Source organism: Aeromonas sp. s2 (genome assembly GCF_040907935.1).
GTDB lineage: Bacteria > Pseudomonadota > Gammaproteobacteria > Enterobacterales > Aeromonadaceae > Aeromonas > Aeromonas dhakensis.
Genome location: NZ_JBFOCR010000013.1, coordinates 67,243 through 92,531, shown reverse-complemented (window position 1 = coordinate 92,531; position 25,289 = coordinate 67,243). Strand labels below are relative to the sequence as shown.

The following is a 25,289-nucleotide window of genomic DNA, read 5'->3' as shown; positions in this document are numbered from 1 at the left end:
AGGGAAGGTGCGAACAAGTTCCTGATATGAGATCATCATGTTCATCCGGAGCGCATCCCAGAGGGACATCATGAGCCATCAACTCACCTTCGCCGATAGTGAATTCAGCACTAAGCGCCGTCAGACCCGAAAAGAGATTTTCCTCTCCCGCATGGAGCAGATTCTGCCATGGCAGAATATGACCGCTGTCATCGAGCCGTTTTATCCCAAGGCGGGCAATGGCCGACGGCCCTATCCGCTGGAAACCATGCTACGCATTCACTGCATGCAGCATTGGTACAACCTGAGCGATGGCGCGATGGAAGATGCTCTGTACGAAATCGCCTCCATGCGTCTGTTTGCCCAGTTATCCCTGGATAGCGCCTTGCCGGACCGCACCACCATCATGAATTTCCGCCACCTGCTGGAGCAGCATCAACTGGCCCGCCAATTGTTCAAGACCATCAATCGCTGGCTGGCCGAAGCAGGCGTCATGATGACCCAAGGCACCTTGGTCGATGCCACCATCATTGAGGCACCCAGCTCTACCAAGAACAAAGAGCAGCAACGCGATCCGCAGATGCATCAGACCAAGAAAGGCAATCAGTGGCACTTTGGCATGAAGGCCCACATTGGTGTCGATGCCAAGAGTGGCCTGACCCACAGCCTAGTCACCACCGCGGCCAACGAGCATGACCTCAATCAGCTGGGTAATCTGCTGCATGGAGAGGAGCAATTTGTCTCAGCCGATGCCGGCTACCAAGGGGCGCCACAGCGCGAGGAGCTGGCCGAGGTGGATGTGGACTGGCTGATCGCCGAGCGCCCCGGCAAGGTAAGAACCTTGAAACAGCATCCACGCAAGAACAAAACGGCCATCAACATCGAATACATGAAAGCCAGCATCCGGGCCAAGGTGGAGCACCCGTTTCGCATCATCAAGCGACAGTTCGGCTTCGTGAAAGCCAGATACAAGGGGTTGCTGAAAAACGATAACCAACTGGCGATGTTATTCACCCTGGCCAACCTGTTTCGGGTGGACCAGATGATACGTCAGTGGGAGAGATCTCACTAAAAACTGGGAATAACGCCTTAAATGGCGAAGAAACGGTCTAAATAGGCTGATTCAAGGCATTTACGGGAGAAAAAATCGGCTCAAACATGAAGAAATGAAATGACTGAGTCAGCCGAGAAGAATTTCCCCGCTTATTCGCACCTTCCCTAGCTGGATCAGGGACGCACTGCTCAATGACTGCTTTGGATTCACCGGCGAGCGACATACTGGCCCCCCCTTTAGCCGAGATTTCGCCGCCGCTTCTTGCAGCAACATCATCACCCTGGTAGGAATAGGCCGACGTATTGGTGAGCCGCTTTTGGCACGAGCAGCGGGAACCGTCCAAATTTGCTCCTCCAGATTAAACTCACTCCACTGCGCCCCCAATGCCTCGCCACTGCGACAGCCCAGCAGGATCACCAGTTTGGCGGCCAATTTTAATCCGCGGCTGGCCCTGCTCTGTTCAAATGCAATCCAAATCTGAGCGAGTTCACGCATGGTCAGCACACGAGTACCTCTCTCAGGTTGAGATCCAACATCTTCGGTGCGTAATTGCAACACCGGGGAGCCGCCAATGAGATTTCTCCGAATACAAAAACTAAGAATGGACTTTAATCTGCGTAATAAATGACCGGCATTTTTGGGCTTTTTCTTGCCAATTTTATCAAACCACTCCAGCCAGCTGGAAAACGGGATCTGTTCAACCGGAATACCAATAAACAGAGGTTCGAAATAGCGCTGCATGGTATGCTCATAGAGCATGACCGTACGAGGCCGCAGCTTGGGCAGATGGTGCTCACGAAAATGCTCGCAGCACTGTTTCAGTGTGACATCATGCTTCTGGTGGAGCTTATCCCAGAAAACTCTAGGGTGTTCATTACGCTCCAGCGCACCACGGATAGCAGGGATCAATGCCCTGGCATCAGCGAGTTTAAGGTCGGGATAGCGTCCAATTTTGAGTCTCGCCGCTTTTCCTTGCCAGCGATAGCGATATTGCCATGAGATGGTGCCACGCTCGGTGACCCGAGCTGACAATCCATCACGATCTGACAATTCCGTCTTACCAAAGTAGGGCTTACCATACAGGGCACGTAGCTTCGCATCAGTAAGTGGCATATGACTCTCCTGTGATTGGCCATCTGATTTTTCACTGACACATTAACGCGCCCTGACGTGTACACAGATACGTACCAAACTGGTCTGAAACGGACTGAATCAAGATCAGACAAAGTGAGACAATCTGAGATGACACTCCGTATAACGACTTGTTTTTCAAGCATATAAACACAATTCAGAACCACGAAATGAGCCAGCAGACAAAGCCTACCTTCTACTTCCACGATTACGAGACCTTCGGTATCAGCCCGGCCAAGGACAGACCGGCGCAGTTTGCCGGCATTCGTACCGATGCGGATTTCAACCTCATCGGCGAGCCGCTGGTCATCTATTGCAAGCCGCCGGCGGACTATCTTCCGGAGCCGGAGGCGTGCCTCATTACCGGCATCACGCCGCAAAAAGCAATGAAGGACGGGCTGTGCGAGGCGGATTTCATCCGCCAGATCCACGAGCAGTTCGCCACCCCGGGCACCTGCGTGCTGGGCTACAACAGCATCCGCTTCGATGACGAGGTGACCCGCTACACCCTTTATCGCAACTTCTACGACCCCTATGCCTACGCCTGGCAAAACGGCAACTCCCGCTGGGATATCCTCGACATGCTGCGCGCCTGCTACGCCCTGCGCCCGGAGGGGATCGAGTGGGCGTTTGACGAAGAGGGTAAACCGAGCTTCAAGCTGGAGAAGCTGACGGTGGCCAACGGCGTGGCCCACGCCAACGCCCACGATGCGCTCTCCGACGTACTGGCCACCATCGAGATGGCCAGGCTGGTGAAAAAGGCCCAGCCCAAGCTGTTCGATTATCTCTTTGATCTTCGCAACAAGAACAAGGTGAAGGCCCTCATCGACGTGGTGACCATGAAGCCGCTGGTACACGTCTCCGGCATGTTCTCCCCCTGGCAGGGGTGCGCAAGCTGGGTGTCGCCGCTCGCCTGGCACCCCAGCAACCAGAACGCGGTGATCATGGTGGATCTCACCCGCGACCCCACCCCGCTCATCGAGCTCACCAGCGAGGAGATACGCGAGCGCCTCTACACCAAAAAAGAGGATCTCGGGGATCTGGCCGGCATTCCGGTGAAGCTGGTGCACATCAACAAATGCCCTGTGCTGGCGCCGGCCGCCACCCTGACGCCGGAGCGGGCGGACGAGCTGGGCATCGACCGGGCTCAGTGCCGCAAGAGCCTGGATCTGCTGCGCGCCCACCCCGAAGTGCGGGAAAAACTGGTGGAGGTATTCAATCAGGAGTTTGCCGGCAACAATGACGGCGATCCCGATACCCAGCTCTACGCCGGCTTCTTCGGTCACGGCGACAAGTCCACCATGGATCTGGTGCGCGCCACCCCGGCGGATCTGCTGGGTGAGCGGGAGTTTGCCTTCACCGACGCACGGCTGCCGGAGATGCTGTTCCGCTACCGTGCCCGCAACTGGCCGCACACCTTGAGCGAAGCGGAGCAAAAGCGCTGGCGACTGCACTGCAGCGACTACTTCAGCCGCCGTCTGCCCGACTATGTGCCACGCCTCGAGGCGCTGGCCGAGCAGAATCAGGGGAACGATCGGAACTTTTCCATCCTCAAGAGCCTCTATCACTACCTCGAAAATCTGTGAGATGTGACCCGCCTCACGGTTAAATGACTGTACGCTCCCCCGCCCCGCGACATAATGGGAAGGGGAGCAAAGACTCCTGATGTTTCAATTATTTGTGCGCTAACATTGCACTAACGGCCGGTTGGCCTATCGACCCTTGGGGATGCCTCATCCGATGCGTTCAGGATTATCCGGTTTTGGTTTGCTCATCTGCGCCCTGCTGCCATCGACCAGCATGGCGGGTGTGCGCTTTGATATCCCCGACTACCTGCTGCAATTGCCGCAGCAGACCTATGAGCTGATCGAGAGCAACTTCAGTCGCCTCTATCGGCAGACCGATTTCACCCCCCAGATCACCAACAGCTATTTCAACCGCTCCGATCTCTACAACTTCGTCGGCGTGCCACTGGCCATCACGCCCCAGGCCGGTTTTCAGCTGGAGGTATTCGGCCAGCTCTACAACCGCGCCTCCCAGAGCTATGTGCACATGAGCCAGGACATGTCGCTCTATCGGATGATCCGGGCCGACATGATGGGCAACACCAACGACGAGGTGGCCCTCGGCATGGGGCTCGGCATTCCGCTCACGGCGCAGCTCACCTTCAAGGCCCTGCTCTCCAGCAACGAGATCCCGGGCTATGGCTCCGCCAACTACGCCATCGGCTTCGAGTGGCGTTATTGACTCCGCTATAGCAGCTCCTTTCACAATAAATTCAGGCTCCCACGGGAGCCTGAATCATGATTGCCAGCCTGCTCAGCGGTAGCGGATCACCCGCCCCTCGCCCCCCTGCAGGGTGAGCGCGGTACCGACGGCCCCCTCTTCCCAGAAATCCTCGCCACCCGCCGGCAGCAAAAACTCCTGAGGCTGCGCCTCCCAGTTGAAGAGACAGAGCAGGGTACCGCCCTCGGGCAGGCTCACCTCGCCGCAGGCAAAGTCCATCGACTCGAAACGGGCGCAAGGGGCCCGCGCCGCGCAGAGCTCGAGCAGCTTGCGCAGTTGCGCCGCCTGTACCTCGTCGAGATCCTGCAGCCTGTCCCCGGCCAGCATCATGCCGCCGCTTGCCACCAGCGCCGCCAGATGAAAACGGTACTCGGCAGGGCTCGCCTGCTGGCTTGGCAGATCCCGCAGGCAGATGCAGTCAGGATCGAGGGCCCACAGCCGGTCGCTCTGCCAGGCGCGGCAGAAGGCCTCGCGAGCGATCTGGCGATAGCGATGGCCGTGGCGTTCCACGTCATCGCTCACCCGCATGCCGTGCACCAGGCCAAGGCTTGGCCAGATGGGCGCGTTGCAGCCGAGCAGGAAGGCCCCCTCACCCGCCCCGCGCAGGATGGCGGCCATGCCGCGTCGGTAGGCCTCCACCCGGGTGGCGGCCGGGTCATGGAAGCAACCGCCGTGGATGGCCCCCCAGAAGTTGGCATCGAGCTTGAAGTAGTGGATGCCCCACTGCTCGCGCAGGGTGCGAAACACCCGCTCTAGGTGAGCCTGCACCTCGGGGTGGGTGCCGTCCAGCACGTACCAGGGGGTACAGCGCCAGCCGCCGTAGGTAACCCGCTCGGAAGGCAGCGGCAGCCCGTCATCCCCCTTCACGAACCAGTCGGGGTGATCCTGAAACACCTGGGAGCCGGGCTCGGCGATAAAGGGGGCCACCCAGAGCGCCGGCTCGCAACCGGCGCCTTTGATCTCGGCGGCCAGGGACGCCACCCCCTGTTCGAACTTGGCCGACGGGGTGAGCCAGTCGCCCATCTTGGCCTGATAACCGTCGTCGATCTGCACGTAGCGCAGGGCCGGGAAACGCTCGGCACGCACCTGCAGGTTCTCGCGAATGTCGGCGGCGCTCACGTCCGCGTAGTAGTGATACCAGGAGCACCAGCCGCTGGGGCGCTCACCAACCTGGCCGATCAGCGAGCCATGTTCGGCCTCGATCCGCTGCGCCAGTTCGGCCAGCAGCGCCTCCCGATCTTTTCCCTCGAGGCAGAGCAGCGCCTCGCTCTGCCAGAACTGGCCGGCCGGGAGCGCACGCCCCTCGCCGTTCATCAGGATCTGCAGCCGGCCATCGGGGTAGAGCCGAAACTCCCCGCCAAAGCGCTGGCAGCTGGCAAAGGCGAGCAGCAGCCAGCCCTTGTCATGCTCCACCAGCAGCAGGTTGTGCACCGTGTGATAGCCCTGATCGTCGGTGATGCGATAGACGCCGGCATCGGGGCAGCGGCCGACCGGCTGCGGCGCTTGCCAGCTGCCCATGGTCTGGGCCAGCATCTGGAAGCCTTCGCCGTAGATGGCGCTCGCAGGCGAGAGGCCGAGTTTGCCGTCAAACAGCGTCCAGTGCCCGACCCGGGCCTCGCTGCTGCCGGTGTTGTCGAGCCGCACCCGGCACAGGGGCCCCTCCCACTGGCGGGTTTGCAGCAACGAAGGGGGCAGATGGTGGTCGTCCGCCAGCTGGCGCAGGCGGGACAAGAGAGATGTCATGGCGACTCCTTGTGGTTCGAAAAGGGTTCTATCTGAAAATCTTCAATTAAATCAGCCTCAAACGAACTGATTTCAGCTGTTATTGTTTTAATGCCGCGACCCGGCCTCTCTGGTAGACTGGCGTATTCCTTACTTCACCGTTACCAAGATGGGGCTCCTGTGATCGCGCAACGTGCCTTGCTGTACCTTCGTGACTTTCTGGTCATCGTCGCCTGCCTGCTGGCGGGCAAAGCCTTGGCAGCCATCCTGCCGTTCGCCTTTCCCGGCAGCATCATCGGCATGCTGCTGCTGTTCGTGCTGCTCTCCCTGCAACTGGTGAAACTGCACTGGGTCGAGCAGGGCGCCGGCCTGCTGCTGCGCCACATGGGGGTCTTGTTCGTGCCGGTGGCGGTCGGGCTGGTGGCCTGGCTGGAGCCGCTACGCCAATCCTTCGGCCTCATCATGCTCTGCATCGTGCTCGGGATCGTGCTGATCCTCGGCACCGTCGGCCGTCTCTACCAGAGGATGAACAGATGATCTTCTGGCTGGCCATTCCCTTGACCCTGGCGCTCTACTTCGCCACCCGGGCCCTCTATCGCAAGCGGCCCTGGCCCATCATCAACCCGGTGCTGGTGCCCACCGCCGTCATCATCGGCCTGCTGCTCTGGTTCGATCTGCCGCTGGAGCAGTACGAGAGCGGCACCCGCCCCATCACGGCGCTGCTGGAGCCGGCGGTGGTGGCGCTGGCGCTGCCCCTCTACCAGCAGGCCCGCCAGATCCAGGCCAGGCTCAAACCCATCCTGATCTGTACCCTGAGCTCGGTCCTGATCTCGGTCTGCACTACCCTGGCTGTCGGTCATTTCATGGGCGCCGATCCGGCACTGCTGGCCTCGCTCGCCACCAAATCCATCACCACCCCGCTCGCCATGAGCGTCAGCCAGTCCCTGGGCGGCATTCCTGCCATCGCCGCCGCCGTGGTGGTGGTAGTCGGGATCGTCGGCGCCCTGGTCGGCTTCCCCCTGCTCAGGCTGATGCGGGTCACCGACCCTGAAGCCCAGGGGCTGGCCATGGGGGCCTGCGCCCACGCCATCGGCACCGCCACCTCCGCCGAGCAGGGCATCACCCAAGGCGCCTTTGCCTCGCTGGCCATGGTGGTATGCGGCATCCTCACCGCCGCCGTGGCCCCCCTGCTGTTTGCCATTTACCACTGGTTGAGCTGAAGCGCACCCTTTTCCGCTGTGGCGGGCCTGCGGGCCCGCCGATGTGCGACCTGCCGCACAATTTGCACAAGACAAACGTTTCCATTAACATCCCCCTCCGTTTGCCCGTCAGGGCGTGAGCACGCTCACACATTTAGCCGAGCTTGCTCCCTACAATGGCCCCCCAATTGGCCTTTGAGGACACACTATGCATCCCCGTTTTGCCAAGCCACTCGATACCCTGTCAGCTCCGCTCAAGGCAGCTCTGCTGCCCATGCTGGGCGATGACTTCCAGGCCCGCTTCACCGCCGATCAGGTCGCGACCCTGAAAGCCGCTACCGGTCTTGACGATCGCGCCCTGCGCCTGGCCTTGCTGCCGCTGGCCGCCGCCTGCTCGGTGGCGCCCATCTCCAAGTTCTTCGTCGGTGCCATCGCCTGCGGCCTGAGCGGCAACTGGTATTTCGGCGCCAACATGGAGTTCGCCGGCCAAGGACTGTTCCACTCGGTGCATGCCGAGCAGTCCGCCATCTCCAACGCCTGGCTGGGCGGCGAGACCGGCATCTCCGAGATCACCGTCAACTACACCCCCTGCGGTCACTGCCGCCAGTTCATGAACGAGCTAAGCACTGCCAAGACCCTCAAGGTCTCCCTGCCGGACGACTTGAGCGCGCTGCAATCCTTCCTGCCCCACTCGTTCGGCCCGGCGGATCTGGACATCACGGACGCCCTGATGAGCCCGCAGTCCCACGACGAGCTCCAGCTTGAGAGCGAGGATCCGCTGTGGCAGGCCGCGCTGGCCGCCGCCCGCCAGAGCTATGCCCCCTACAGCCAGGGTTATGCCGCAGTGGCACTGCAGTTCGCCGACGGGCGCATCTTCTGCGGCCGCTACGCCGAGAACGCCGCCTTCAATCCCAGCCTGCCACCGATGCAGATGGCCTGCGCCCATGCGGTGCTGGGCGGCGAGGATCTCGCTACCATCCGCCGCGCCGTGCTGCTGGAGAGCAAGGATGGCCAGATCAGTCAGCAGGACTCCGCCCGCGCCACCCTCAAGGCGCTCGGTTCCGTCGAACTGGAGTATCAGGCGGTCTGATCGGCCATGGCCTGAAACAACAAGGGGAGCCACTGGCTCCCCTTGTTGTTTTGTGGTGATCAGCTGATCCCCTATCATGACTCCCAGACGATGCTCTGGGAAGAGGACCAGGCGTCCCCCAGGTTTGCGTACTTCTGCTCCAGCAGGTGGCGACGGATCTTCATGGTGGGCGTCAGCACCCCGTTCTCGATGTTCCAGGGGCTCTTCACCACCAGGATGCCGCGAATTTTGGCATGGGACTCCAGCTGTTCGTTGACCCGGTTGCGGGCCGCCTCCAGCTGGGCATTGACCTGACTGCGATCCCCCTTCATGGCGTGTTCCGCCAGCTGCACCAGCGCCACCGGCTGCGGCATGCCGTAGCCGATCACGCACAGCTGCTCGATGATGGGCTCCTGGCCCAGCAACCCCTCGATGGGCACCGGCGCCACATACTTGCCCTTGGCGGTCTTGAACACGTCCTTCATGCGGCCGGTGATGGTGAGGTAGCCCTCCCGATCCAGCTTGCCCATGTCGCCGGTGTGCAGCCAGCCCTCTTCATCGATGGCCTCGCGGCTGTGCTCGGGATCCTTGTAGTAGCCCAGCATCATGCCCTCGCAGCGACAGAGGATCTCCCCCTCGTCGGAGATCTTGATGTTGACCCCGATCCCCGCCTTGCCGACCGTGCCTATCTTGTCGGCCCTAAACGGGTAGTTGATGGTGGAGTAGGCGTGGTTTTCGGTCATGCCCCAGGCTTCGGTCACCTGAAGGCCGATGCTCAGGTACCACTCAAGCAGGGCCGGCGACACCGGCGCCGAGCCGCAGCCCAGCACCCGCGCCTGATCCAGCCCCAGCCCCTTTTGCAGCTTGCGCTTGATGAGGCCCGAGACGAACGGGATCTTGAGCAGCAGCGCCAGCTTCTGCTGAGGCAGTTTCTCGAGGATCTTGATGCGGAACATGGCCCACAGCCGCGGTACCGAGATGAACACGGTGGGACGGCAGCGTTTGACGTCCTCGATGAAGGTATCGAGGGACTCGGGAAAGGCGATGGTGGCGCCGCCGTAGAGGCTGCCGCCGTAGATGTAGACCCGCTCTGTGATGTGGGCGAGCGGCAGATAGGAAAAACCGCGGTCGGACTGGGTCAGGCCCACCGTCTCCACCAACTTCTCGCACGACCAGGCGTAACGTTCGACGCTCAGCATGGCCCCTTTCGGCTTGCCGGTGCTGCCGGAGGTGTAGACCAGGCTCAGCAGGGCGTCCGGCGCCTGCACCGGGCTGTCCGGGATCGGCTCGTGACGATCCAGCAGTTCGTCCCACTGGTGGGCCGCCGGCATGGTGTCATAGGGGAAGGCGATGCGCAGCAGATCGGCGGGCACCCCCGCCTCCTGGCTCTTCCAGTCATCGAGCTTGCCGACGAAAATGGCCTTGGCCTCGCTGTGGCGCAGCACGTATTCGATGGTGTCGACGTTGGCGGTGGGGTAGATGGGCACGCTCACGTACTGCCCCATCTGCATGGCGAGATCGGCGATAAACCACTGGGCGCAGTTCTTGGAAAGCAGTGCCACCTTGTCGCCGGCCACCAGCCCCAGTTGACGCAGTGCCGTCACCATGCGGCGGGCTTCGTCGGCCACTTCGCCCCAGGTGAAGTCCACGTATTCTCGGTTGATGGTTTGACGCAGATAGACTCTGTCAGGAGACTGCCGCTCCCAGTGATAGAGCATTTCGAGCGGCAGTTTATTGGCAATACGCGAGGAGGAAGCCATAGTTTAATCCCTGAAACAAAAGGCGAAACTTATTATTAACCTTTCACTAACCCCAGGGAAGAATAAACTTAAACTTCTGTTTGAACTGTGTAACCGATCAACCTTCTGCCTGTTGTTGCAAACGAATCCACATCGCCTGCACCAGCTTCTCATCCTCTTCCGAGAGTTCACCCTGCAAAATGGCCTCGTTCAGGCTGCGCAGCACATAGCTCTTTACATCCCGCACCAGGGTCTTGCCTTCCAGCTCGGCCCGCGCCACCGCCAGCGAGATGTGACCGCGCAGGTAGCCCCCGGCAAACAGCTCGTCATCGGTCGCCGTGGCCACCATGCTGTCTATCAGTCCCAACAACTTGTGCTCAAATTCATGAATCGTCATTTAACGCAGCCTCATTTTCCGGGATTGCCGGCAAAATAATTCGGGGGAGTGGAACCGCGATCCGGTTGATCGCGGCTCTCTGGCGCCAGGCCAGCCGCATCCTTGATGTCCTATTCCGGGTTGGCCACCGGGTAGATGACCTGATCCTTGTATCCCGTGGTGATCCGCAGATAACCACTTAACGACCGGTTCAGCGCCGGATCATCGGTATCCACCAGCAGCGGACGGCCAGCGAGGGCTGCCAGCTTGGCTTTGGTGGCCAGGACCTGGATCTGGTCCCGCCCGATGGCCCGGATCACCTCTGGACTCAGTTGCTGATTTCCGCGCCCGAACAGATGTCCCTGACCGCCGATCAGGGTGATGATCAGCCGGCAGCGACGACCGCGGATCCGGGTCAGGATCTCGGCGGCGGACAGATCCTGCCCGATAAGCCGGCCATTTTCCACCAGATCCACACCGAGCAGGGTATTTTCCAGACCCAGCTCCGCCATGCAAGCCGCAACCGTGCTGCCGGAGCCCATCAGATAGAGGGTATCGGGCTCCATCTGCTCGACCACTCCGGCGGCGATGTCCGCCAGCACCAGCTCTTCGGACTCTCGTCCCCCTTGCTTGACCGCCTGCACGTAGCGCAGATCGCCGGGCACCTGCAGCTGGCCATAGTGGCGGGCGCGCACCTTGCCGGCGCGAAACGCCTCCTCGTCGATGTCCATCACCTCGGCATCCACCAGGCTCAGCAGTTCGCCAGCGATCATTCTGGCCGCCACCCGGCCGCTGGCGGCGGGGGTCACCCCGTACACCCCGGAGTGGATCTTGCAGCCGGCCGGGATCCCCAGCACATGGCACGACTCCCCCACCGCCGCACAGATGTCCCGCGCCGTGCCGTCACCGCCGGCAAACAGCAGCAGATCGACGCCGGCCTCGCGCAGCGCCAGCGCCGCCGCGCGGGTATCGGCCGCCGTGGTGGGCACAGTGGCGGGCTGGTAGACGATGCGACACGGCAGACCGAGCTCGCCGGCAAGCCCGGCCCCCATCTCCCCCGCCACCGTCAGCAACTCGAAACGCTCCGCCAGTTCACACAGTGGCAACAGCGCCTGACGAGCCCGCTCGCAAGCCTTGGGCACGGCGCCACGGGCCAGCGCCTCGGCCACCATGCCGTCACTGCCCTTAAGACCGACCGCGCCGCCGATGCCGGCGACCGGATTGATGATGAGTCCTAAACGAAACATATGTCCCTCCCGTTGGATGGTCGCCATTTTTATCTTTTCCAGCCACTGGGACAAGCCATAACCCCCTGCTAGAATGCGCGGTTTCAACCCTCAACCAAAGTTCAACCAAGGTTTCATCATGCTGGAATGGATTGCAGACCCCTCCGCCTGGGTCGCGCTCGCCACCCTGACCCTGCTCGAGATCGTGCTCGGCATCGACAACATCATCTTCATCTCCATCCTGGTCGGCCGCCTGCCGGAAGCCCAGCGCCAGAAGGCGCGGATCCTGGGCTTGGGCCTCGCCATGGGCACCCGCATCCTGCTGCTGCTCTCCTTGGCCTGGGTGATGCGCCTCACCGAGCCGCTGTTCACCGTGCTGGGCGAGGCCATCTCGGGCCGCGATCTCATCCTGTTGCTGGGAGGCCTGTTCCTCATCGGCAAGAGTGCCCACGAGATCCACGCCACCCTGGAGGGGGCCGCCGAGCCCGAGAGCGTGAGCACGGCCGCCTCCGGCTTTATCAGCACCCTGATCCAGATCGCCATCCTCGACATCGTCTTCAGCCTGGACTCGGTCATCACGGCGGTGGGCATGGCGGATCACGTGCCGGTCATGGTGCTGGCCATCATGATCGCCGTCTTCATCATGATGTTTGCCGCCAAGGCCATCGGCGACTTCGTCGACAACCACCCCACCATCAAGATGCTGGCCCTCTCCTTCCTCACCCTGGTGGGCTTTGCGCTGATGGCCGAGGGGATGGATCTGCACATTCCGAAGGGCTACATCTACTTCGCCATGGCCTTCTCGCTGACGGTGGAGATGATCAACATCCGCCTGCGCAGTCATCACGACCGCGAGAAGCTCAAGCAGCAATAACGGCGAGCCACAAAAAAGAGCGCCTGATGGCGCTCTTTTTGTATCTACACAACCGTGTCATTCATTGCTGATGACAATCGCCACACGGCGGTTCTCGGCCCGACCGGCAGCCGTCTTGTTGTCGGCTATCGGATCGCGCTCGCCACGGCCCCGGATGTCCAGGTTGGCCTGCGGCATGCCGACCGAAACCAGCACATCGGCCACCGACTGCGCCCGCTTGTAGGAGAGCTGATCGTTGTAATCCGCCGCCCCGTTGGAGTCGGTATGACCATCGATCCGCGCCCGGTTCAAGCCCACTTCCAGCAGAGTCGTCCCCAGTTTTTCCACCACGACGCGCGTCTTGGGGGTCAGGGCATCCGCGTTGTTGGCAAACAGCACACGGTTGGAGAAGTCCAGAGTCCAACCCTCGTCGGTCAGGCGAAAGCCTTGCTCCTTGAGTACGGCGATCTGCTCTGCCGTGAGGCCGTGGGGGGCACTCTGGCAACCCATCAGCACGCTCAGCAGCAGACCGATCAAGCCGGTTTTCATCAGGACATGGATCTTCATTGTTATTTTTCCTCAGCAGAGACATCAAATTCCAGCTGCTCATGGAGTGCAAGCTCCCGACGCAGCCGTTTGGCTTGGTACATGGCATGGTCCGCCTGCTGCAGCAGATCGGCGGCACTCTGCCCCTGATCCGGATACAGCGCGACGCCAATGCTGACGGCCGCCACCAGCTGGCTGCCGTCCCCCAGTACCACGGGGTCCGCCATGGCCTGCTGGATGCGGGCAACCACATCCTCCGCCTCCTCCACCAGGGAGAGGGGAGTGAGCAGGATGGCAAACTCGTCGCCCCCCAGACGGCATACCAGATCCATCGGCCGCAGCTGATGTTGTACCCGTCTGGCCAGCGCGATCAGCACGTCATCCCCGGCGGCATGGCCCAGGGTGTCGTTGATCTGCTTGAAGCGATCACAATCGAGGTAGAGCAGCGCGAAGCGTTCGTCATGCAGCCGGCCCGTGGTGACCGCCTGATCCAGACGAGCCTCAAACAGAGCACGATTGGGCAAGCCGGTCAAGGCATCGTGGGTGGCCTGGTGCAACAGGCTGGCATTCTCCCGCCGCTGGTGGGCCTGCCAGGCCTCCAGCTCGTCGAGCAGGGAGTTGAAATCCTGACCCAGCTCGTGCAGCTCGGCGATGTTGGCCTCCGGCACCCGCATGGCGAGGATCCGCTGGCGGCTCACGCTGTGGGCCACCTGGGCCAGCTCCTTGAGCGGCGCCGTGAGGGAGTGTTGCATCCGGTGCGCCACATAGAGGGCCCCCAGGGTGCTGAGCACCAGGCAGAGCAGCATGGCCAACAGGGTTTGCAGCAGGAACAACAACAGATACTGGCCGTGCCCCACCAGGTGGATATGGGCGATCTCCATGCCCCCCCGCATCATGGGCTGATCCACCGGCCCCGGCAGGATGATCCGCGCCAGATACTGCTCAAGGCCGGACCAGGGGGTGCTCATGGCCCGGCTCCAGCTCGCCAGCAGCTGGCCGCTCGGCAGATAGATGCTGGCCTGCGCCACGTCTTCGTGCGTGAGGATGGCCTCCAGCGCCTCCCGGGCCGCCTCCTCGTCGTGGAACACCACGGCCGCTTCGCTGGTATAGCCGATGGCGCGGGCGACCAGCTCCAGGTTGTGATCCGCATAGAGCCGCAGCGCCAGCAGGGCGATGCCGGTCAGCAGCAGACCGGCCATGCAGACCGCGGTCAGGGACGTCACCAGGTGGGTGCGTCCCAGACTCTGTCGCAAGGTGAGGCGCTGGGAGGGGGGGCGGAACAGACCTATCATGCCCCCCCCTCATCGGCCTTGGCCAGTTTGAGCACCGCCGGATGTACCCGCACTCCGCTCCTGGCCAGGGCATCCAGATTGACCCTGAACCGGATCCGCTCCTTGCCGATCTGCAGGCAGAAGACGGCGTCGGCCACGCACTCGGAGCTGGATTCGCTGATGCTGAGGATGGGGTAGCCACGCAGCCGTTCAAACAACGGCAAGCGCCGCTCGGAGGAGAGCCCCCCCAGATAGAGCACGTCACACTGGGGGCCGATCGCCTCGTCATCGATTTCGTAGCGATGGACGCTGACCGGCCGGCCGTTGGCCTGCTGCTTGATGGAAAAGAGTGCGGTGGCGTACTCCGTCGGCGCCGCCACGCACAGGCGCAGCTCGCTCGGTTCACTCGGCCAGCGGGTATAGCTGAGAATGTCGAGCACGGTCTGGCGTACCTGCTCGGACCGCAGCTCGGCCGCAGTGAGCGGGGGCGACTCGCCGGAGAGGGCCAGCGAGCAAAACAGGGGCGCCAGCCAGACCAGGATCCTGAACAGTGAAAAAGTGTGCATCATGCCTGCGCTTACACCCGCCTCAGCAACCACACAGGGCACAGGCCCGAAGGGGGTGAGCCGGCAGGAGATAGTATGGAACTTGTCAGCAGCATGACAAGGCGCAGCCCGCAGAGCAAGGGGCTGACCGGGCTGGCGTCACAATAATGAAGAGGGCCCACCCCGGCGTGAGCCCTGCGATAAGTTACATTCATGGGGTTACTTCTTGCTGATCCCGTATTCCCGCAGTTTGTTGGCGATGGCGGTGTGCGACACCCCCAGCCGTTTGGCCAGCTGACGGGTGGAGGGGAACGCCGGGTAGAGCCGCTCCAGCAGCCTGCTCTCGAAGCGTTTCACCGCCTCGTCCAGCCCCCCTTCGAACCACTCGTCGATGAGCGGCATGGCGTCGGCCGCCACCGGCAAGTCCACGTGCTCAGGGCCGATTTCGTCCCCTTCCAGCAAGGTCATGGCGCGATAGAGGCAGTTGCGCAGCTGGCGCACGTTGCCGGGCCAGCGATAGGCGGTCAGGTACTCGGCCATGTTGCGGGTAAAGCGCGGGCGCGGACGCTGCAGTTCGCTGGCAAAGCGGGAGACGAACTGCTGGGCCAGCGCCATGATGTCCGCCTTGCGCTCGCGCAGCGGCGGCAGCGCCAGACTCAGCACGTTGAGGCGATAGTAGAGGTCTTCCCGGAACTTGCCCTCGTGCACCAGATCCAGCAGCTGCTTCTGGGTGGTGCAGATGAAGCGCACGTTGACCTTCACCTCCTGCTCGTCGCCGACCCGGCGGAACACGCCGTCCTGCAGCACCCGCAGGAACTTGGTCTGCAGATGGGGAGACATGTCGCCGATCTCGTCCAGCATCAGGGTGCCGCCGCTCGCCAGCTCCAGTACCCCGCGCTTGCCCTCGGTGTTGTTGCCAAAGGCGCCGGGGGCATAGCCGAACAGCTCGCTCTCGGCCACGTTGTCCGGCATGGCCGCACAGTTGAGCGCCATGAAGGGGTGACTGGAGCGCAGGCTGGCACCGTGGCAGGCGCGGGCCAGCAGCTCCTTGCCGGTGCCGGTCTCGCCGACGATGAGCAGCGGCGCATCCTGCATCGCCAGCTTGCTCGCCTGGGCCAGCACCTGTTTCATCTTCTGGCTCTCGGCCTGCAGGTGCTCAAAGCCCCCCACTTCCACCGCGTGCAGCGCGCTGAAGTGCATGCCAACCCGGCGGGCGGACTTGAGCACCACCACGGCGCCGGCCAGGGCCTGCTTGCCCTTCTCTTCGGCCACGAACAGCGGCATCAGATCCGCCAGATACTCCTCGCCGCCGATGCTGAGCTTGCAGGTCTGCGGGCGGATCTCGCTCGCCTCCAGCCAGCGGCTGAAGGAGAAGCCCTTGACCAGGGAGCCGAGCGCCGCGCCGCGCACCTCCTCCACCGGCAGGGCCAGGGTGGTGAGGGCGGACTGGTTGGCCTGGGTCACCTTGCCCTTGGCATCGAGGGAGAAGACCAGATCCGGCAGCGCCTTGAGCAGCGCCTCAATCTCGTGGTGCTCCCGCTCGGAGGGCATGTAGGGGATGGTCTTGACGTCATAGACGCCGGGAATGCGGCGGATCTCCGGCATCAGGTGCTGGAAATCACGAAACTCCAGCTCGGGAAAGTTGAGATAGATGATGCCTGAGGTATCGATTTCGATGCCGCGCAGATCGATGTTGTGCTCCACCAGACGGTCGAGCAGTTCCCGGGTCAGGCCCAGGCGGTCTTCACAGCTGACTTCAAGACGCATTCGGGACACACTTCCTAGCTAACTCTATGAATGACCGGATAATACAGACTCGATCCCGCCAGTGCGAGCGCCAGCCCATAAAAATGCGGGCCCGCCCCGTTTTCACCGGGCAGGCCCGCGTCATCTACAGGCGTTTATTTGAGCAATTTATCGATGAGTAATGGCCTCTTCACTTCAGCAGCTCATCCGTGCGCGCCGCCATGATGAAGTCGTTGCGGTGCAAGCCACCTATATTGCGGGGCCACCAGCTGGCGGTCACCATCTCGCCCACTCGGTGAGTGAGGGCGTCTTCACTTCAGCAGCTCATCCGTACGCGCCGCCATGATGAAGTCGTTGCGGTGTAATCCGCCAATTTTGTGGGTCCACCAGCTGACGGTCACCTTGCCCCATTCGGTGAGAATGGCGGGATGATGAAACTCCGCCTCCGCCAGCTCGCCCAGCCGGTTGGTGAAGGCGAGTGCCTCCTTGAAGTTGCGGAAGGTGAATTCGCGTCGCAGTTGCAGCTCACCTTTTACCACCAGCGGCTGCCAGTCGGGGATGAGGTGCATCAGTTCGCTCAGCTCCTGTTCGCTCACCTTGGGGGCATCGGCGCGGCACGCTTCACACTGCTGGCTGGCCAATTCGGACATGGGACTCTCCTTGTGTATCGATGAAAAGGGGTGATCAACACTGGCGGGCGGTTCAACTCGCCTGCTTGCCGCCGGCCGGTGCAAAACGGGGGGCGCGCAGCCCCAGGCGGCGCGCCTCGGCCACCATGGCCATGATGTCCTGCTCCGCCAGACGATAGAGCTCATCAAGCTCGGGCAGCACGAAATAGGTGGGCTGCATGATGTCGATGCGATACGGGGTGCGCAGCACCTCGATGGGATCAAAGGGTTGCAGTACCGGCTGGCTGCCGAGGGCATAGGCGGTCTCACCGATGGAGGAGAGAATGCCGCCACCGTAGATGCGAAGCCCCTCCGGCGTGGCCAGCAGGCCAAACTCCACCGTGAACCAGTAGAGCCGCGCCAGAAAGACCCGCTCCTCCTTGCCGGCCCGCTGGCCGAGCTGGCCATAGACATGGGTGAAGTGGGCGAAGGCGGGGTTGGTCAGCATGGCGCAATGGCCGAAGATCTCGTGAAAAATGTCGGGCTCCTGCAGGTAGTCGAGCTCGTCCCGACGGCGAATGAAGGTGGCCACCGGAAACTGGCGGTTGGCCAGCAGGGCAAAGAAGCGGTCAAAGGAGATGAGCGCCGGCACCGCCGCCACCGACCAGCCGGTGGCCGGTTGCAGCACGGCGTTGATCTGGGCCAGCTGGGGGATCCGATCCCGGGGCAGGTCGAGCCGCGCCAGCCCGGCCTGGTACTCGTCACAGGCCTTGCCTTCGAGCGCCGCCAGCTGACGTGCGATCAGGATCTGCCAGGTGCCGTGCTCCTCGTCCGAGTAGTGGATCGTGCCCGCTTCGTCCGGCTGGTGGGCGGTGTAGAGACTTGCCATGGGTGACTCCATCCTCTGGGTTGCAACCCGCCATCCGGGCGGTGTGGCGCCATTGCGCGATGAGATCACTGTAACGGTTTGCCTCCCAAAAAAGCAGCCGACCCTGGGGTCGGCTGCTGCGGACAATTGTAAATAATTTGTGACAACCACAATCGAGCCCCTGGCCTGGTGCTCACCCCTTGTTGAGGTAGCCCGCCAGCTGACCGATCAGCCGCTTGCGCAGCTCGCCGAGCCTGGGTTTCTCGTCCGCGCACCAGGGCAGCGGGCGGCACGCCTCTATGGTGCGCAGGCCGAGGCGGGCGGTGAGCAGCCCGGCCCCCACCCCTTGCGCGGCACGGGCGGAGAGCTTGGCGGTGAGCTCGGCCCCCAGCAAATCCATCCCCACCTCGGTCACCAGCTCGGTGGCACCGGCGTAGAGCATGTTGCGAAACACCTGACGGATGAGGCGAATGCGGCTCCAGTAGCCGAGCTCGATGGCGTAGACGTCGGCGATGTCCTCGATCATCCGCAGGTTGCGCCACAGCATCAGCATCATGTCGACGGTGGCGAGCGGACTCAGGGCCACCAGCAAGGCGGCCTCCCCCGACCATTTGGCCACCCGCGCCTGGGCCAGCTTGTCGCGCTCGCCGAGCACCAGCTGGCTGTAGAGGGTCAACACCTCCCGATCGTTGTGGCTCTCGTCGAGCTGGGCGAGCCAGGTTTGATACCCCTCGCGCCCCTTGTCGCCGCTGCGCTCGGCCAGCCCTTCGCAAAACCCCTGACCCTGGCCGACCCCCTGATGGGCCAGCAGATCCTCGGCCCGCGAGCGCACATCCTGGCGCCGTTTGAGGGTGCGCAGGCGCAGCCACTCGCGCCCCACCATCCCGGCGGTGCCCGCCGCCACCAGTGCCGAGGCCGCCAGCCAGGCGCCGCCCCAGAGCGGGGTGGTAAGAAACTGCTCGTAGAGAAAGGCGCCGTACTGGCCCAGGGAGAGCACACCGACCGCCCCCAGCCCCCACGCCAGCAGCCGATGACGGCGACGCGGCTTGATGACGAGGGCGCTCTCCACCTCGGTGAGCTCGTCCAGCTCATCGAGGCGCTCGAAACTCGCCTCCTCCAGTCGCTGGGCCGGTGCCGGTACTCGCTCTTCACCGGCTACCGTCAAGGTGGGCTCCAGGATCACCTTGCCCTGCAGCGGCGGCTGCGCTTTTGTCTGATCGTTCATCGCTTCTCCTGAAAACCGTCTTCTGGGTGCGGCGACGGAAACAACCCCGGCCGCACACCCTTATTCGAGGTGATCCCCGAGCAGAAACTCCAGCGCCGCATCGAGCCGGATATGGGGCAGCGCCTGATGGGCGCTCATGGGCAGCGGGCGAAATGCCTGAAAATCAAAACCCTGATTGTTCCACCACTGCGCAGGCGGAATATGGGACGGCACCTCGCCCGGAAACAGCAGCAGCGATTCACCGCTCAGGCTGGTGCCACGGATGGCGGGGAACTCGCGGCCATCGGCCACCCCCTTGCCCACCTCGGTCGCCTTGATGGCGGCCAGCGCCAGACACTCGGTGGCAATCCCCTCAAAACGGGCCTGGCCGCGGCCGCTGCGCACCAGGTGTTGCAGCAGGGAGACCATGGAGCCGTGCTGCTCCGGGGTGACGTGATCGGCCTTGCTCGCCACGAACAGCAGCTTGTCGATGCGCGGTGAGAAGAGCCGCCGCCACCAGTTGCTCTTGCCGTAGGCAAAGCTCTCCATGATGCGGGCGATGGCCTGCTGCATGTCGCCAAAGCTGGCCGCCCCGGCGTTGAGGGGCTGCAGGCAATCCACCAGCACGATCTGGCGATCGAAACCGGCGAAGTGCTGCTCATAAAAACCCTGCACCAGATGCTGCTTGTACTGCTCGAAGCGCTGCTTGAGGGTGGCGTAGAGGGTCCCCTCGGCGGGCTCGCCGGCAGGTTTGTCCCACACCCAGGGCACAAACTGCAGCATGGGGGCACCGACATACTCCCCCGGCAGCACGAAGCGGCCGGGCTGGATCAGGTGCAGCCCCAGCTCACGCTTGCAGGCGTGCAGATAATCGGTGTAGCGCTCGGCGAGCTGGGCCACCGGCCGCTCCTCGAAGTCCTGCTCCGCCTGCCATGCGGGTACCAGCCAGCCGGCGGCCAGGGTCTGCAGCTCGGGGCGGCGCAGCTGCTCGCGCACCTGCTCGCTCCACTGCTCGTAGCTCATCTCAAGCAGCGGCAGGTCGAGCAGCCACTCCCCGGGGTAGTCCACCAGATCCACGTAGAGGGTAGAGATCTCCCCCAAGTGTTTGCGCAGCGGATGACGGGTGCGATAGCGAATTTCGAGGCGTACCTCGGCCACCCCGCGGGTCGGCTCGGGCCAGGCCGGCGGATCGCCAAACAGAGAGTCGAGGCCACGCTCGTAGGGGAAGGTGGGAATGTGGGCATTTTGCTGGGGTACCCGGCAAGCGCCGAGGATGCGCCCCTGGCGCAGGGCATCCCACAGGGGCAGCCGGCCGTCGATGGCCGCGTGTTCCAGCTGGTTGACCAGCGCCGTGATGAAGGCGGTCTTGCCGCTGCGAGAGAGGCCGGTCACCGCCAGCCGGATGTGGCGATCCCGGACCCGGTTCACCACGTCGCTTGCCTTGTGCTGCAGGCGATTGAATTGCTGTTCCAGTTTATTGAGTATCAAGGCTTGTTCTGTTCTCCCGTAGCTGCCCGGCGAAGCGGGTGGCGGGTGGCAGGCAGCACCACCCTCGTCATGATCCCCGCCCGCCTCCCCTGCCATCAGAGGCAAGTCCAGGCCGGCGGGGCCATCGTACCGCTCAGGCCTTACAAGTTGCGAAACTCCCGCTGCAGGGTGAACTCCTTGGAGGTCACCAGCTTCTCGATGCGCTGCACCCTGGGCTCCAGCGCATCCAGCTCCTGGCCGATGCGGGCAAGGGCCTGATGAGGCGTGACGCCTGCCTGCCAGCTGCGCGCCTTCATCCGCACCTCGGCAAAGTCGGCATCCTCCTGGGCATACAGGGTGACCGGCTTCTTGTCGAGCAGAAACCAGGCGGCGACGTAGGCGGTGAAGGTGATGAAACCGGCGAAGATGAGGCCGCTGATGGCCAGCAACCGCACGATCCAGGTCTCCACCCCGAAGTACTCTGCCAGACCGGCACAGACCCCGGCTATCTTGCCGCGCTGGGGGTCACGATAGAGGTTGCGCCCCTCTTTGCTCCACTGTGTCATACCTTGTTTCTCCAGCCCGGGACTTCCGCATCCAGAATCGACTCCAGAGCGCCCACCCGCTCTTGCATCTTCTCGGCACGCACCAGCAAGCCCTGCAGCTGTTCACGCTCGCCATCGGCAAGACCGGCGCCAATGCGCCCCTTGGCGCGGTAGTGCAGCACCAGCCAGATGGGGGCCACCACTACCATGAAGACCACCATGGGAACCATCAACACACCCAGCAGATCTTCCATCTGTTATTCTCCCTGTTTCGGCGTGGTGTCGCTCTGGCCCAGCTTCTGGCGCATGGCTTCCAGCTCTTTGCTTATCTGATCGTCGGCTTCCAGCTCGGCAAACTGCTGGGCCAGCGCCTTGTCGGACTGCCCCAGATCGGCGCGGGCCTCCATCTCGTCGATGCGGCGCTCCATGCGTTCGAACTTGCTCACCACCGCCTGGCTGTCGCCACGGGCCACCTGGCTCTGCACGTTGAGACGGCTGCTGGCCGCTTCGGTGCGAATGGCCATCGCCTTCTGGCGGGCACGGGCATCTTCCAGCTTGGCTTCCAGTTGACGGATCTCCTCCCCCAGCTTCTCGATGCCGCTGTCCACCGCCTGCTGCTCACGCAACAGGGAGTCGGCCAGCTCGGCCTGCTTCTTCTTCTCGATAAGCGCCGCGCGGGCCAGGTCTTCCCGCTCCTTGCTCAGGGCCAGCTCGGCCTTGCCCTGCCACTCGGCGACCCGCTCCTGATGGCGGGCGACCTGGCGGCCGATCTCTTTCTGGTTGGCGAGGAAGCGGGCCAGGTTGGAGCGCTCCTTCACCAATTCGTCTTCCATCTCCTGGATGATCAGGCGCACCATCTTCTGAGGATCTTCTGCTTTGTCGAGCAGGGCCGTCAGGTTGGAATTGATGATGTCGGCCAGGCGGGAAAAAATACTCATGATTGTACTCCTGTGGTTGGCATACGTTGTTTCTCCATTGACAATGGCAACTTGTGTGCCAATCTGGAACAGAATTTAACTTGTTGATTTATATGGGGCTGCTCGATCGCATTTCAAGAGGCACCACACAAGTAATGATTAGAATCACCAACTTTTGGTAAGATTGACCAGCTTTCACCGACTCACGGGGATGACTATGACCACGGCCACGGAAAGCCTGTTGGGGGAATCCAACGCATTTCTCGAGATCATTGAGCAGGCCTCCCGCCTGGCGCCGCTGCGCAAGCCCGTGCTGATCATCGGCGAACGGGGTACCGGCAAGGAGCTGATCGCCCACCGCCTACATTATCTCTCGGCGCGCTGGGATCAAAGCTTTGTCACCGTCAACTGCGCCACCCTGAGCGAGAGCCTGCTGGAGACCGAGCTGTTCGGCCACGAGGCGGGCTCCTTCACCGGCGCCGCCAAACGTCACCAGGGTCGCTTCGAGCGGGCCGATGGCGGCACGCTCTTCCTTGACGAGCTGGCCACCACCAGCGCCCGGGTGCAGGAAAAACTGCTGCGGGTCATCGAGTACGGCGAGTTCGAGCGGGTGGGCGGCGCCAAGGCCCTCAAGGTGGATGTGCGGCTGGTGTGCGCCACCAACGAGGATCTGCCGGCGCTGGCCGACAAGGGGCAATTTCGCCACGACCTGCTCGACCGGCTCGCCTTCGACGTCATCACCCTGCCCCCCCTGCGGGAGCGACGTGACGATATTCTGATGCTGGCGGAGCACTTCGCCCACGGCATGACCCGGGAGCTCGGCTATCCGCTGTTTGCCGGCTTCTCACGCAAGGCGACCCAGCTGCTGCTGGACTACCCCTGGCCCGGCAACGTGCGGGAGCTGAAAAACGTGGTGGAGCGCAGCATCTACCGCCAGGGCAACCCCCAGTTGCCGCTGGCCGAGCTGGTGCTCAATCCGTTCGATTCCCCCTGGCGTCCCTTGGCTCGCACCGACACCGTCGCGGCGCCGCCGAGCGAGGCGCAATCGGCGCCCGTTGCGGCCACTGCCACCCTGCCGCTGGACCTCAAACAGGCGGTGGCGGGCTACGAGATTAATTTACTCAAGCAAGCGTTGCAGCAATCCCAGTATAATCAGCGCAAAGCCGCCCAACTGCTGGCCCTGAGCTATCACCAGTTCCGCGGCATGCTGCGCAAATACCAGCTGCTGGACAGTGACAACGATGCGGATTAATAACCCGGGCAGCCCGTGCCAGAGCGGCTCCCACCCCTTGCCGGCCCCGTCGCCGGCAACTTCGTATAAAAACATGGTTCGACAATGAGAATGCTCAAACCCCTGCTGCTTGGTGTGCTGGTGCTGCTCACCGGTTGTCACAAACAGGATGACGCGTCCAGAACGGGACTCATCTATTGTGCGGAAGGCTCGCCCCAGACCTTCAATCCCCAGGTCTCCAACTCGGGGGTGACCCTGGATGCCAGCTCGCGCCCCCTCTATGACCGCCTGCTGGAGGTGAACCCCAACACCCTGGCGCTCGAAGGCGGACTCGCCACCCGCTGGCAGGTGAGCGAGGATGGCCTCTCCTATACCCTGACCCTGCGCCAGGGGGTGACCTTTCACCACACGCCCTGGTTTAACCCCTCCCGCCCCCTCAACGCCGACGACGTGGTGTTCACCTGGCAGCGGCTGCTCGACAAGCTGCACCCCTATCACGAGGTGTCCGGCGGCGAGTACCCCTACTTCTACAGCCTGGGGCTGGATCAGCTGATCAAGCGGGTCTACCGGAAGGGGGCCGATAACGTAGTGTTCGAGCTCAACCGGCCGGATGCCTCCTTCCTCGCCACCCTGGCCAGCGACTACGCCATCGTGCTCTCCGCCGAGTATGCCGAGCAGTTGCAAAAAGCCGGCACCCCGGGGCTCATCGACAGCCGCCCGGTGGGCACAGGACCGTTCAGCTTCAAGGAGTATCGCCACAACGAATACGTGCGCTACCTGCGCCACCCCGGTTACTGGGGTGGCGAGGCCAAGATTGAGCAGCTCATCTACGACATCACTCCCAAGTCCTCCAAGCGGCTGGCCAAGCTGCTGACCGGCGAGTGCGACGTGATGAGTACCCCCTCCGCCAGCCAGCTGTCGGTGATCGACAAGGATCCTGACCTCAGCCTGGCGGTACAGTCCGGCATGAACGTCGCCTTCCTCGCCCTCAACACCCGCAAGGCACCGTTCAACAAGGTGCAAGTGCGCCAGGCCATCGCCAGCGCCATCAACATCGACAACCTGCTGCAGGCGGTCTATTTCGAGACGGGCCAGCCCGCCAACAGCCTGCTGCCGCCGCTCTCCTGGGGTTACAACCCCTCCCTGCCGATGCGCCAGCCGGATCTCAAGCGGGCGCGCCAACTGCTCAAGGAGGCGGGACTGGCGCAAGGCTTCGAGATGCAGGTGCTGGTACAGCCGGGCTCGCGCGCCTACAACCCGGATGCCCTCAAGACCGCCCAGCTGATGCGAAGCGATCTGGCCAAGATCGGCATCAAGCTCAAGATCGTGCAGCAGGAGTGGCCGGTCATCGAGGCCCGCCTCGCCCAGGGTCAGTACGACAGTCTGCTCAGCGGCTGGATTGCCGACAACGCCGACCCGGACAACTTCTTTCGCCAGCTGCTGAGCTGCGCCGCCGTCGAGCGCGGCAACAACTACAGCCGCTGGTGCAGCCCGGCGTTTGATCAGCTGCTGGACGACGCGGTGACCACGCCCCAGCTGGCGTTCCGGCTGCGCAACTACTATTACGCCCAGACCCTGCTCAACGAACAGATGCCGCTCATTCCGCTGGCCCATGCCCTGCGTACCCAGGTCAGCCGCAGCGACATCGAGGGGCTCTCCCTGATGCCCTTTGGCGGCACCGTCTTCAACCAGGCCTATCGGGAGTAA

Annotated in this window: 25 protein-coding genes and 1 pseudogene; 9 read left to right on the top strand and 17 right to left on the bottom strand. The window is 62.9% G+C overall.

Features of this window, described 5'->3' with window-relative positions; translation table 11 throughout:
• The first annotated feature begins 70 nt into the window (after positions 1-70).
• Positions 71-1,051: an IS5-like element ISKpn26 family transposase gene (locus AB5Y81_RS10870; protein WP_201889691.1), complete on the top strand. Its 981-nt coding sequence runs from the start codon at positions 71-73 to the stop codon at positions 1,049-1,051.
• A 108-nt stretch (positions 1,052-1,159) separates the two neighbouring features.
• Here AB5Y81_RS10870 and AB5Y81_RS10865 read toward each other — a convergent pair whose 3' ends face one another.
• Positions 1,160-2,146, bottom strand: coding sequence for a tyrosine-type recombinase/integrase (locus AB5Y81_RS10865; protein ID WP_368146652.1), 987 nt, complete (start codon positions 2,144-2,146; stop codon positions 1,160-1,162).
• A 188-nt stretch (positions 2,147-2,334) separates the two neighbouring features.
• On the opposite strand from AB5Y81_RS10865, the gene sbcB reads away from it, so the two are divergent.
• A complete protein-coding gene (sbcB, locus tag AB5Y81_RS10860) occupies positions 2,335-3,750 on the top strand; it encodes an exodeoxyribonuclease I (protein ID WP_279484460.1) in 1,416 nt (471 codons plus the stop codon).
• Positions 3,751-3,904: 154 nt separating this feature from the next.
• Positions 3,905-4,411 carry a hypothetical protein gene (locus tag AB5Y81_RS10855; protein ID WP_043147479.1) on the top strand — a complete coding sequence of 169 codons (507 nt, stop codon included), beginning with the start codon at positions 3,905-3,907 and terminating at the stop codon, positions 4,409-4,411.
• A gap of 72 nt (positions 4,412-4,483) precedes the next feature.
• Here the strand turns inward: AB5Y81_RS10855 and AB5Y81_RS10850 are convergent, their stop codons facing one another.
• Positions 4,484-6,193 (bottom strand): glycoside hydrolase family 36 protein, encoded by a 1,710-nt coding sequence (locus AB5Y81_RS10850; RefSeq protein WP_368146650.1) that lies wholly within the window; start codon positions 6,191-6,193, stop codon positions 4,484-4,486.
• Between the two features lie 159 nt (positions 6,194-6,352).
• Between AB5Y81_RS10850 and AB5Y81_RS10845 the strand changes: the two genes are divergently transcribed.
• The 3 genes from AB5Y81_RS10845 to cdd all read left to right on the top strand — a co-directional run bounded on the left by AB5Y81_RS10845 (position 6,353) and on the right by cdd (position 8,461).
• Entirely contained in the window at positions 6,353-6,709 is a 357-nt protein-coding gene (locus tag AB5Y81_RS10845; protein ID WP_017785392.1) for a CidA/LrgA family protein, read from the top strand.
• Positions 6,706-7,392 (top strand): LrgB family protein, encoded by a 687-nt coding sequence (locus AB5Y81_RS10840; protein ID WP_260753884.1) that lies wholly within the window; start codon positions 6,706-6,708, stop codon positions 7,390-7,392. Before AB5Y81_RS10845 ends, AB5Y81_RS10840 begins: the two co-directional genes overlap by 4 nt.
• Positions 7,393-7,579: 187 nt before the next feature.
• Positions 7,580-8,461, top strand: coding sequence for a cytidine deaminase (gene cdd, locus AB5Y81_RS10835; RefSeq protein WP_042007764.1), 882 nt, complete (start codon positions 7,580-7,582; stop codon positions 8,459-8,461).
• Positions 8,462-8,535: 74 nt separating this feature from the next.
• Here the strand turns inward: cdd and AB5Y81_RS10830 are convergent, their stop codons facing one another.
• The 3 genes from AB5Y81_RS10830 to AB5Y81_RS10820 form a co-directional block, all read right to left on the bottom strand.
• Entirely contained in the window at positions 8,536-10,200 is a 1,665-nt protein-coding gene (locus AB5Y81_RS10830) for an AMP-binding protein (protein ID WP_005300110.1), read from the bottom strand.
• Positions 10,201-10,297: 97 nt separating this feature from the next.
• Positions 10,298-10,576, bottom strand: coding sequence for a YfcL family protein (locus tag AB5Y81_RS10825; RefSeq protein WP_279484461.1), 279 nt, complete (start codon positions 10,574-10,576; stop codon positions 10,298-10,300).
• Positions 10,577-10,686: 110 nt separating this feature from the next.
• A complete protein-coding gene (locus AB5Y81_RS10820) occupies positions 10,687-11,802 on the bottom strand; it encodes an ATP-NAD kinase family protein (protein WP_279484462.1) in 1,116 nt (371 codons plus the stop codon).
• A 118-nt stretch (positions 11,803-11,920) separates the two neighbouring features.
• Here AB5Y81_RS10820 and AB5Y81_RS10815 point away from each other — a divergent pair, with 118 nt between their 5' ends.
• Positions 11,921-12,655: a TerC family protein gene (locus tag AB5Y81_RS10815; RefSeq protein WP_026141382.1), complete on the top strand. Its 735-nt coding sequence runs from the start codon at positions 11,921-11,923 to the stop codon at positions 12,653-12,655.
• A gap of 57 nt (positions 12,656-12,712) precedes the next feature.
• On the opposite strand, the gene AB5Y81_RS10810 is transcribed toward AB5Y81_RS10815, so the two are convergent.
• From AB5Y81_RS10810 to pspA, 12 genes and pseudogenes are all read right to left on the bottom strand, one after another.
• Positions 12,713-13,201 (bottom strand): OmpA family protein, encoded by a 489-nt coding sequence (locus tag AB5Y81_RS10810; RefSeq protein ID WP_005300102.1) that lies wholly within the window; start codon positions 13,199-13,201, stop codon positions 12,713-12,715.
• A gap of 2 nt (positions 13,202-13,203) precedes the next feature.
• Complete coding sequence (locus AB5Y81_RS10805) at positions 13,204-14,472, bottom strand: diguanylate cyclase (RefSeq protein ID WP_017765502.1); 1,269 nt, start codon at positions 14,470-14,472, stop codon at positions 13,204-13,206.
• A complete protein-coding gene (locus tag AB5Y81_RS10800) occupies positions 14,469-15,020 on the bottom strand; it encodes a YfiR family protein (protein WP_279484463.1) in 552 nt (183 codons plus the stop codon). Before AB5Y81_RS10800 ends, AB5Y81_RS10805 begins: the two co-directional genes overlap by 4 nt.
• A 195-nt stretch (positions 15,021-15,215) precedes the next feature.
• Positions 15,216-16,763 (bottom strand): transcriptional regulator TyrR, encoded by a 1,548-nt coding sequence (tyrR, locus tag AB5Y81_RS10795; protein ID WP_010634201.1) that lies wholly within the window; start codon positions 16,761-16,763, stop codon positions 15,216-15,218.
• A 169-nt stretch (positions 16,764-16,932) separates the two neighbouring features.
• Positions 16,933-17,022, bottom strand: a pseudogene (locus AB5Y81_RS10790) (4a-hydroxytetrahydrobiopterin dehydratase); the annotation flags it as partial.
• Positions 17,023-17,053: 31 nt separating this feature from the next.
• Positions 17,054-17,392: a 4a-hydroxytetrahydrobiopterin dehydratase gene (locus AB5Y81_RS10785; RefSeq protein WP_017779983.1), complete on the bottom strand. Its 339-nt coding sequence runs from the start codon at positions 17,390-17,392 to the stop codon at positions 17,054-17,056.
• A gap of 52 nt (positions 17,393-17,444) precedes the next feature.
• Complete coding sequence (phhA, locus tag AB5Y81_RS10780; protein ID WP_017779984.1) at positions 17,445-18,239, bottom strand: phenylalanine 4-monooxygenase; 795 nt, start codon at positions 18,237-18,239, stop codon at positions 17,445-17,447.
• Between the two features lie 172 nt (positions 18,240-18,411).
• Complete coding sequence (locus AB5Y81_RS10775) at positions 18,412-19,443, bottom strand: TIGR01620 family protein (RefSeq protein WP_279484464.1); 1,032 nt, start codon at positions 19,441-19,443, stop codon at positions 18,412-18,414.
• 60 nt (positions 19,444-19,503) lie between these two features.
• Positions 19,504-20,910 carry a YcjX family protein gene (locus AB5Y81_RS10770; RefSeq protein ID WP_279484465.1) on the bottom strand — a complete coding sequence of 469 codons (1,407 nt, stop codon included), beginning with the start codon at positions 20,908-20,910 and terminating at the stop codon, positions 19,504-19,506.
• 140 nt (positions 20,911-21,050) lie between these two features.
• Entirely contained in the window at positions 21,051-21,455 is a 405-nt protein-coding gene (gene pspC / locus AB5Y81_RS10765) for an envelope stress response membrane protein PspC (protein WP_005300085.1), read from the bottom strand.
• Positions 21,452-21,688: an envelope stress response membrane protein PspB gene (gene pspB / locus AB5Y81_RS10760; protein ID WP_005300084.1), complete on the bottom strand. Its 237-nt coding sequence runs from the start codon at positions 21,686-21,688 to the stop codon at positions 21,452-21,454. The genes pspC and pspB overlap by 4 nt, the downstream gene beginning before the upstream one ends.
• Before the next feature lie 3 nt (positions 21,689-21,691).
• A complete protein-coding gene (pspA, locus tag AB5Y81_RS10755) occupies positions 21,692-22,372 on the bottom strand; it encodes a phage shock protein PspA (RefSeq protein WP_005300077.1) in 681 nt (226 codons plus the stop codon).
• Between the two features lie 196 nt (positions 22,373-22,568).
• Here pspA and pspF point away from each other — a divergent pair, with 196 nt between their 5' ends.
• Together pspF and sapA are read left to right on the top strand one after the other, a co-directional pair.
• On the top strand, positions 22,569-23,603 hold the full coding sequence (gene pspF / locus AB5Y81_RS10750; protein WP_017779986.1) for a phage shock protein operon transcriptional activator: 1,035 nt from the start codon (positions 22,569-22,571) through the stop codon (positions 23,601-23,603).
• Positions 23,604-23,693: 90 nt separating this feature from the next.
• Positions 23,694-25,289 carry an ABC transporter substrate-binding protein SapA gene (gene sapA / locus AB5Y81_RS10745; RefSeq protein ID WP_017779987.1) on the top strand — a complete coding sequence of 532 codons (1,596 nt, stop codon included), beginning with the start codon at positions 23,694-23,696 and terminating at the stop codon, positions 25,287-25,289.

Bases quoted from the DNA above. Each gene is read 5' to 3' on its own strand.
- AB5Y81_RS10870 (WP_201889691.1), top strand. From the start codon at position 71: ATGAGCCATCAACTCACCTTCGCCGATAGTGAATTCAGCACTAAGCGC.
- AB5Y81_RS10865 (WP_368146652.1), bottom strand. From the start codon at position 2,146: ATGCCACTTACTGATGCGAAGCTACGTGCCCTGTATGGTAAGCCCTAC.
- sbcB (WP_279484460.1), top strand. From the start codon at position 2,335: ATGAGCCAGCAGACAAAGCCTACCTTCTACTTCCACGATTACGAGACC.
- AB5Y81_RS10855 (WP_043147479.1), top strand. From the start codon at position 3,905: ATGCGTTCAGGATTATCCGGTTTTGGTTTGCTCATCTGCGCCCTGCTG.
- AB5Y81_RS10850 (WP_368146650.1), bottom strand. From the start codon at position 6,193: ATGACATCTCTCTTGTCCCGCCTGCGCCAGCTGGCGGACGACCACCAT.
- AB5Y81_RS10840 (WP_260753884.1), top strand. From the start codon at position 6,706: ATGATCTTCTGGCTGGCCATTCCCTTGACCCTGGCGCTCTACTTCGCC.
- cdd (WP_042007764.1), top strand. From the start codon at position 7,580: ATGCATCCCCGTTTTGCCAAGCCACTCGATACCCTGTCAGCTCCGCTC.
- AB5Y81_RS10830 (WP_005300110.1), bottom strand. From the start codon at position 10,200: ATGGCTTCCTCCTCGCGTATTGCCAATAAACTGCCGCTCGAAATGCTC.
- AB5Y81_RS10825 (WP_279484461.1), bottom strand. From the start codon at position 10,576: ATGACGATTCATGAATTTGAGCACAAGTTGTTGGGACTGATAGACAGC.
- AB5Y81_RS10820 (WP_279484462.1), bottom strand. From the start codon at position 11,802: ATGTTTCGTTTAGGACTCATCATCAATCCGGTCGCCGGCATCGGCGGC.
- AB5Y81_RS10815 (WP_026141382.1), top strand. From the start codon at position 11,921: ATGCTGGAATGGATTGCAGACCCCTCCGCCTGGGTCGCGCTCGCCACC.
- AB5Y81_RS10810 (WP_005300102.1), bottom strand. From the start codon at position 13,201: ATGAAGATCCATGTCCTGATGAAAACCGGCTTGATCGGTCTGCTGCTG.
- AB5Y81_RS10805 (WP_017765502.1), bottom strand. From the start codon at position 14,472: ATGATAGGTCTGTTCCGCCCCCCCTCCCAGCGCCTCACCTTGCGACAG.
- AB5Y81_RS10800 (WP_279484463.1), bottom strand. From the start codon at position 15,020: ATGATGCACACTTTTTCACTGTTCAGGATCCTGGTCTGGCTGGCGCCC.
- tyrR (WP_010634201.1), bottom strand. From the start codon at position 16,763: ATGCGTCTTGAAGTCAGCTGTGAAGACCGCCTGGGCCTGACCCGGGAA.
- AB5Y81_RS10785 (WP_017779983.1), bottom strand. From the start codon at position 17,392: ATGTCCGAATTGGCCAGCCAGCAGTGTGAAGCGTGCCGCGCCGATGCC.
- phhA (WP_017779984.1), bottom strand. From the start codon at position 18,239: ATGGCAAGTCTCTACACCGCCCACCAGCCGGACGAAGCGGGCACGATC.
- AB5Y81_RS10775 (WP_279484464.1), bottom strand. From the start codon at position 19,443: ATGAACGATCAGACAAAAGCGCAGCCGCCGCTGCAGGGCAAGGTGATC.
- pspC (WP_005300085.1), bottom strand. From the start codon at position 21,455: ATGACACAGTGGAGCAAAGAGGGGCGCAACCTCTATCGTGACCCCCAG.
- pspB (WP_005300084.1), bottom strand. From the start codon at position 21,688: ATGGAAGATCTGCTGGGTGTGTTGATGGTTCCCATGGTGGTCTTCATG.
- pspA (WP_005300077.1), bottom strand. From the start codon at position 22,372: ATGAGTATTTTTTCCCGCCTGGCCGACATCATCAATTCCAACCTGACG.
- pspF (WP_017779986.1), top strand. From the start codon at position 22,569: ATGACCACGGCCACGGAAAGCCTGTTGGGGGAATCCAACGCATTTCTC.
- sapA (WP_017779987.1), top strand. From the start codon at position 23,694: ATGCTCAAACCCCTGCTGCTTGGTGTGCTGGTGCTGCTCACCGGTTGT.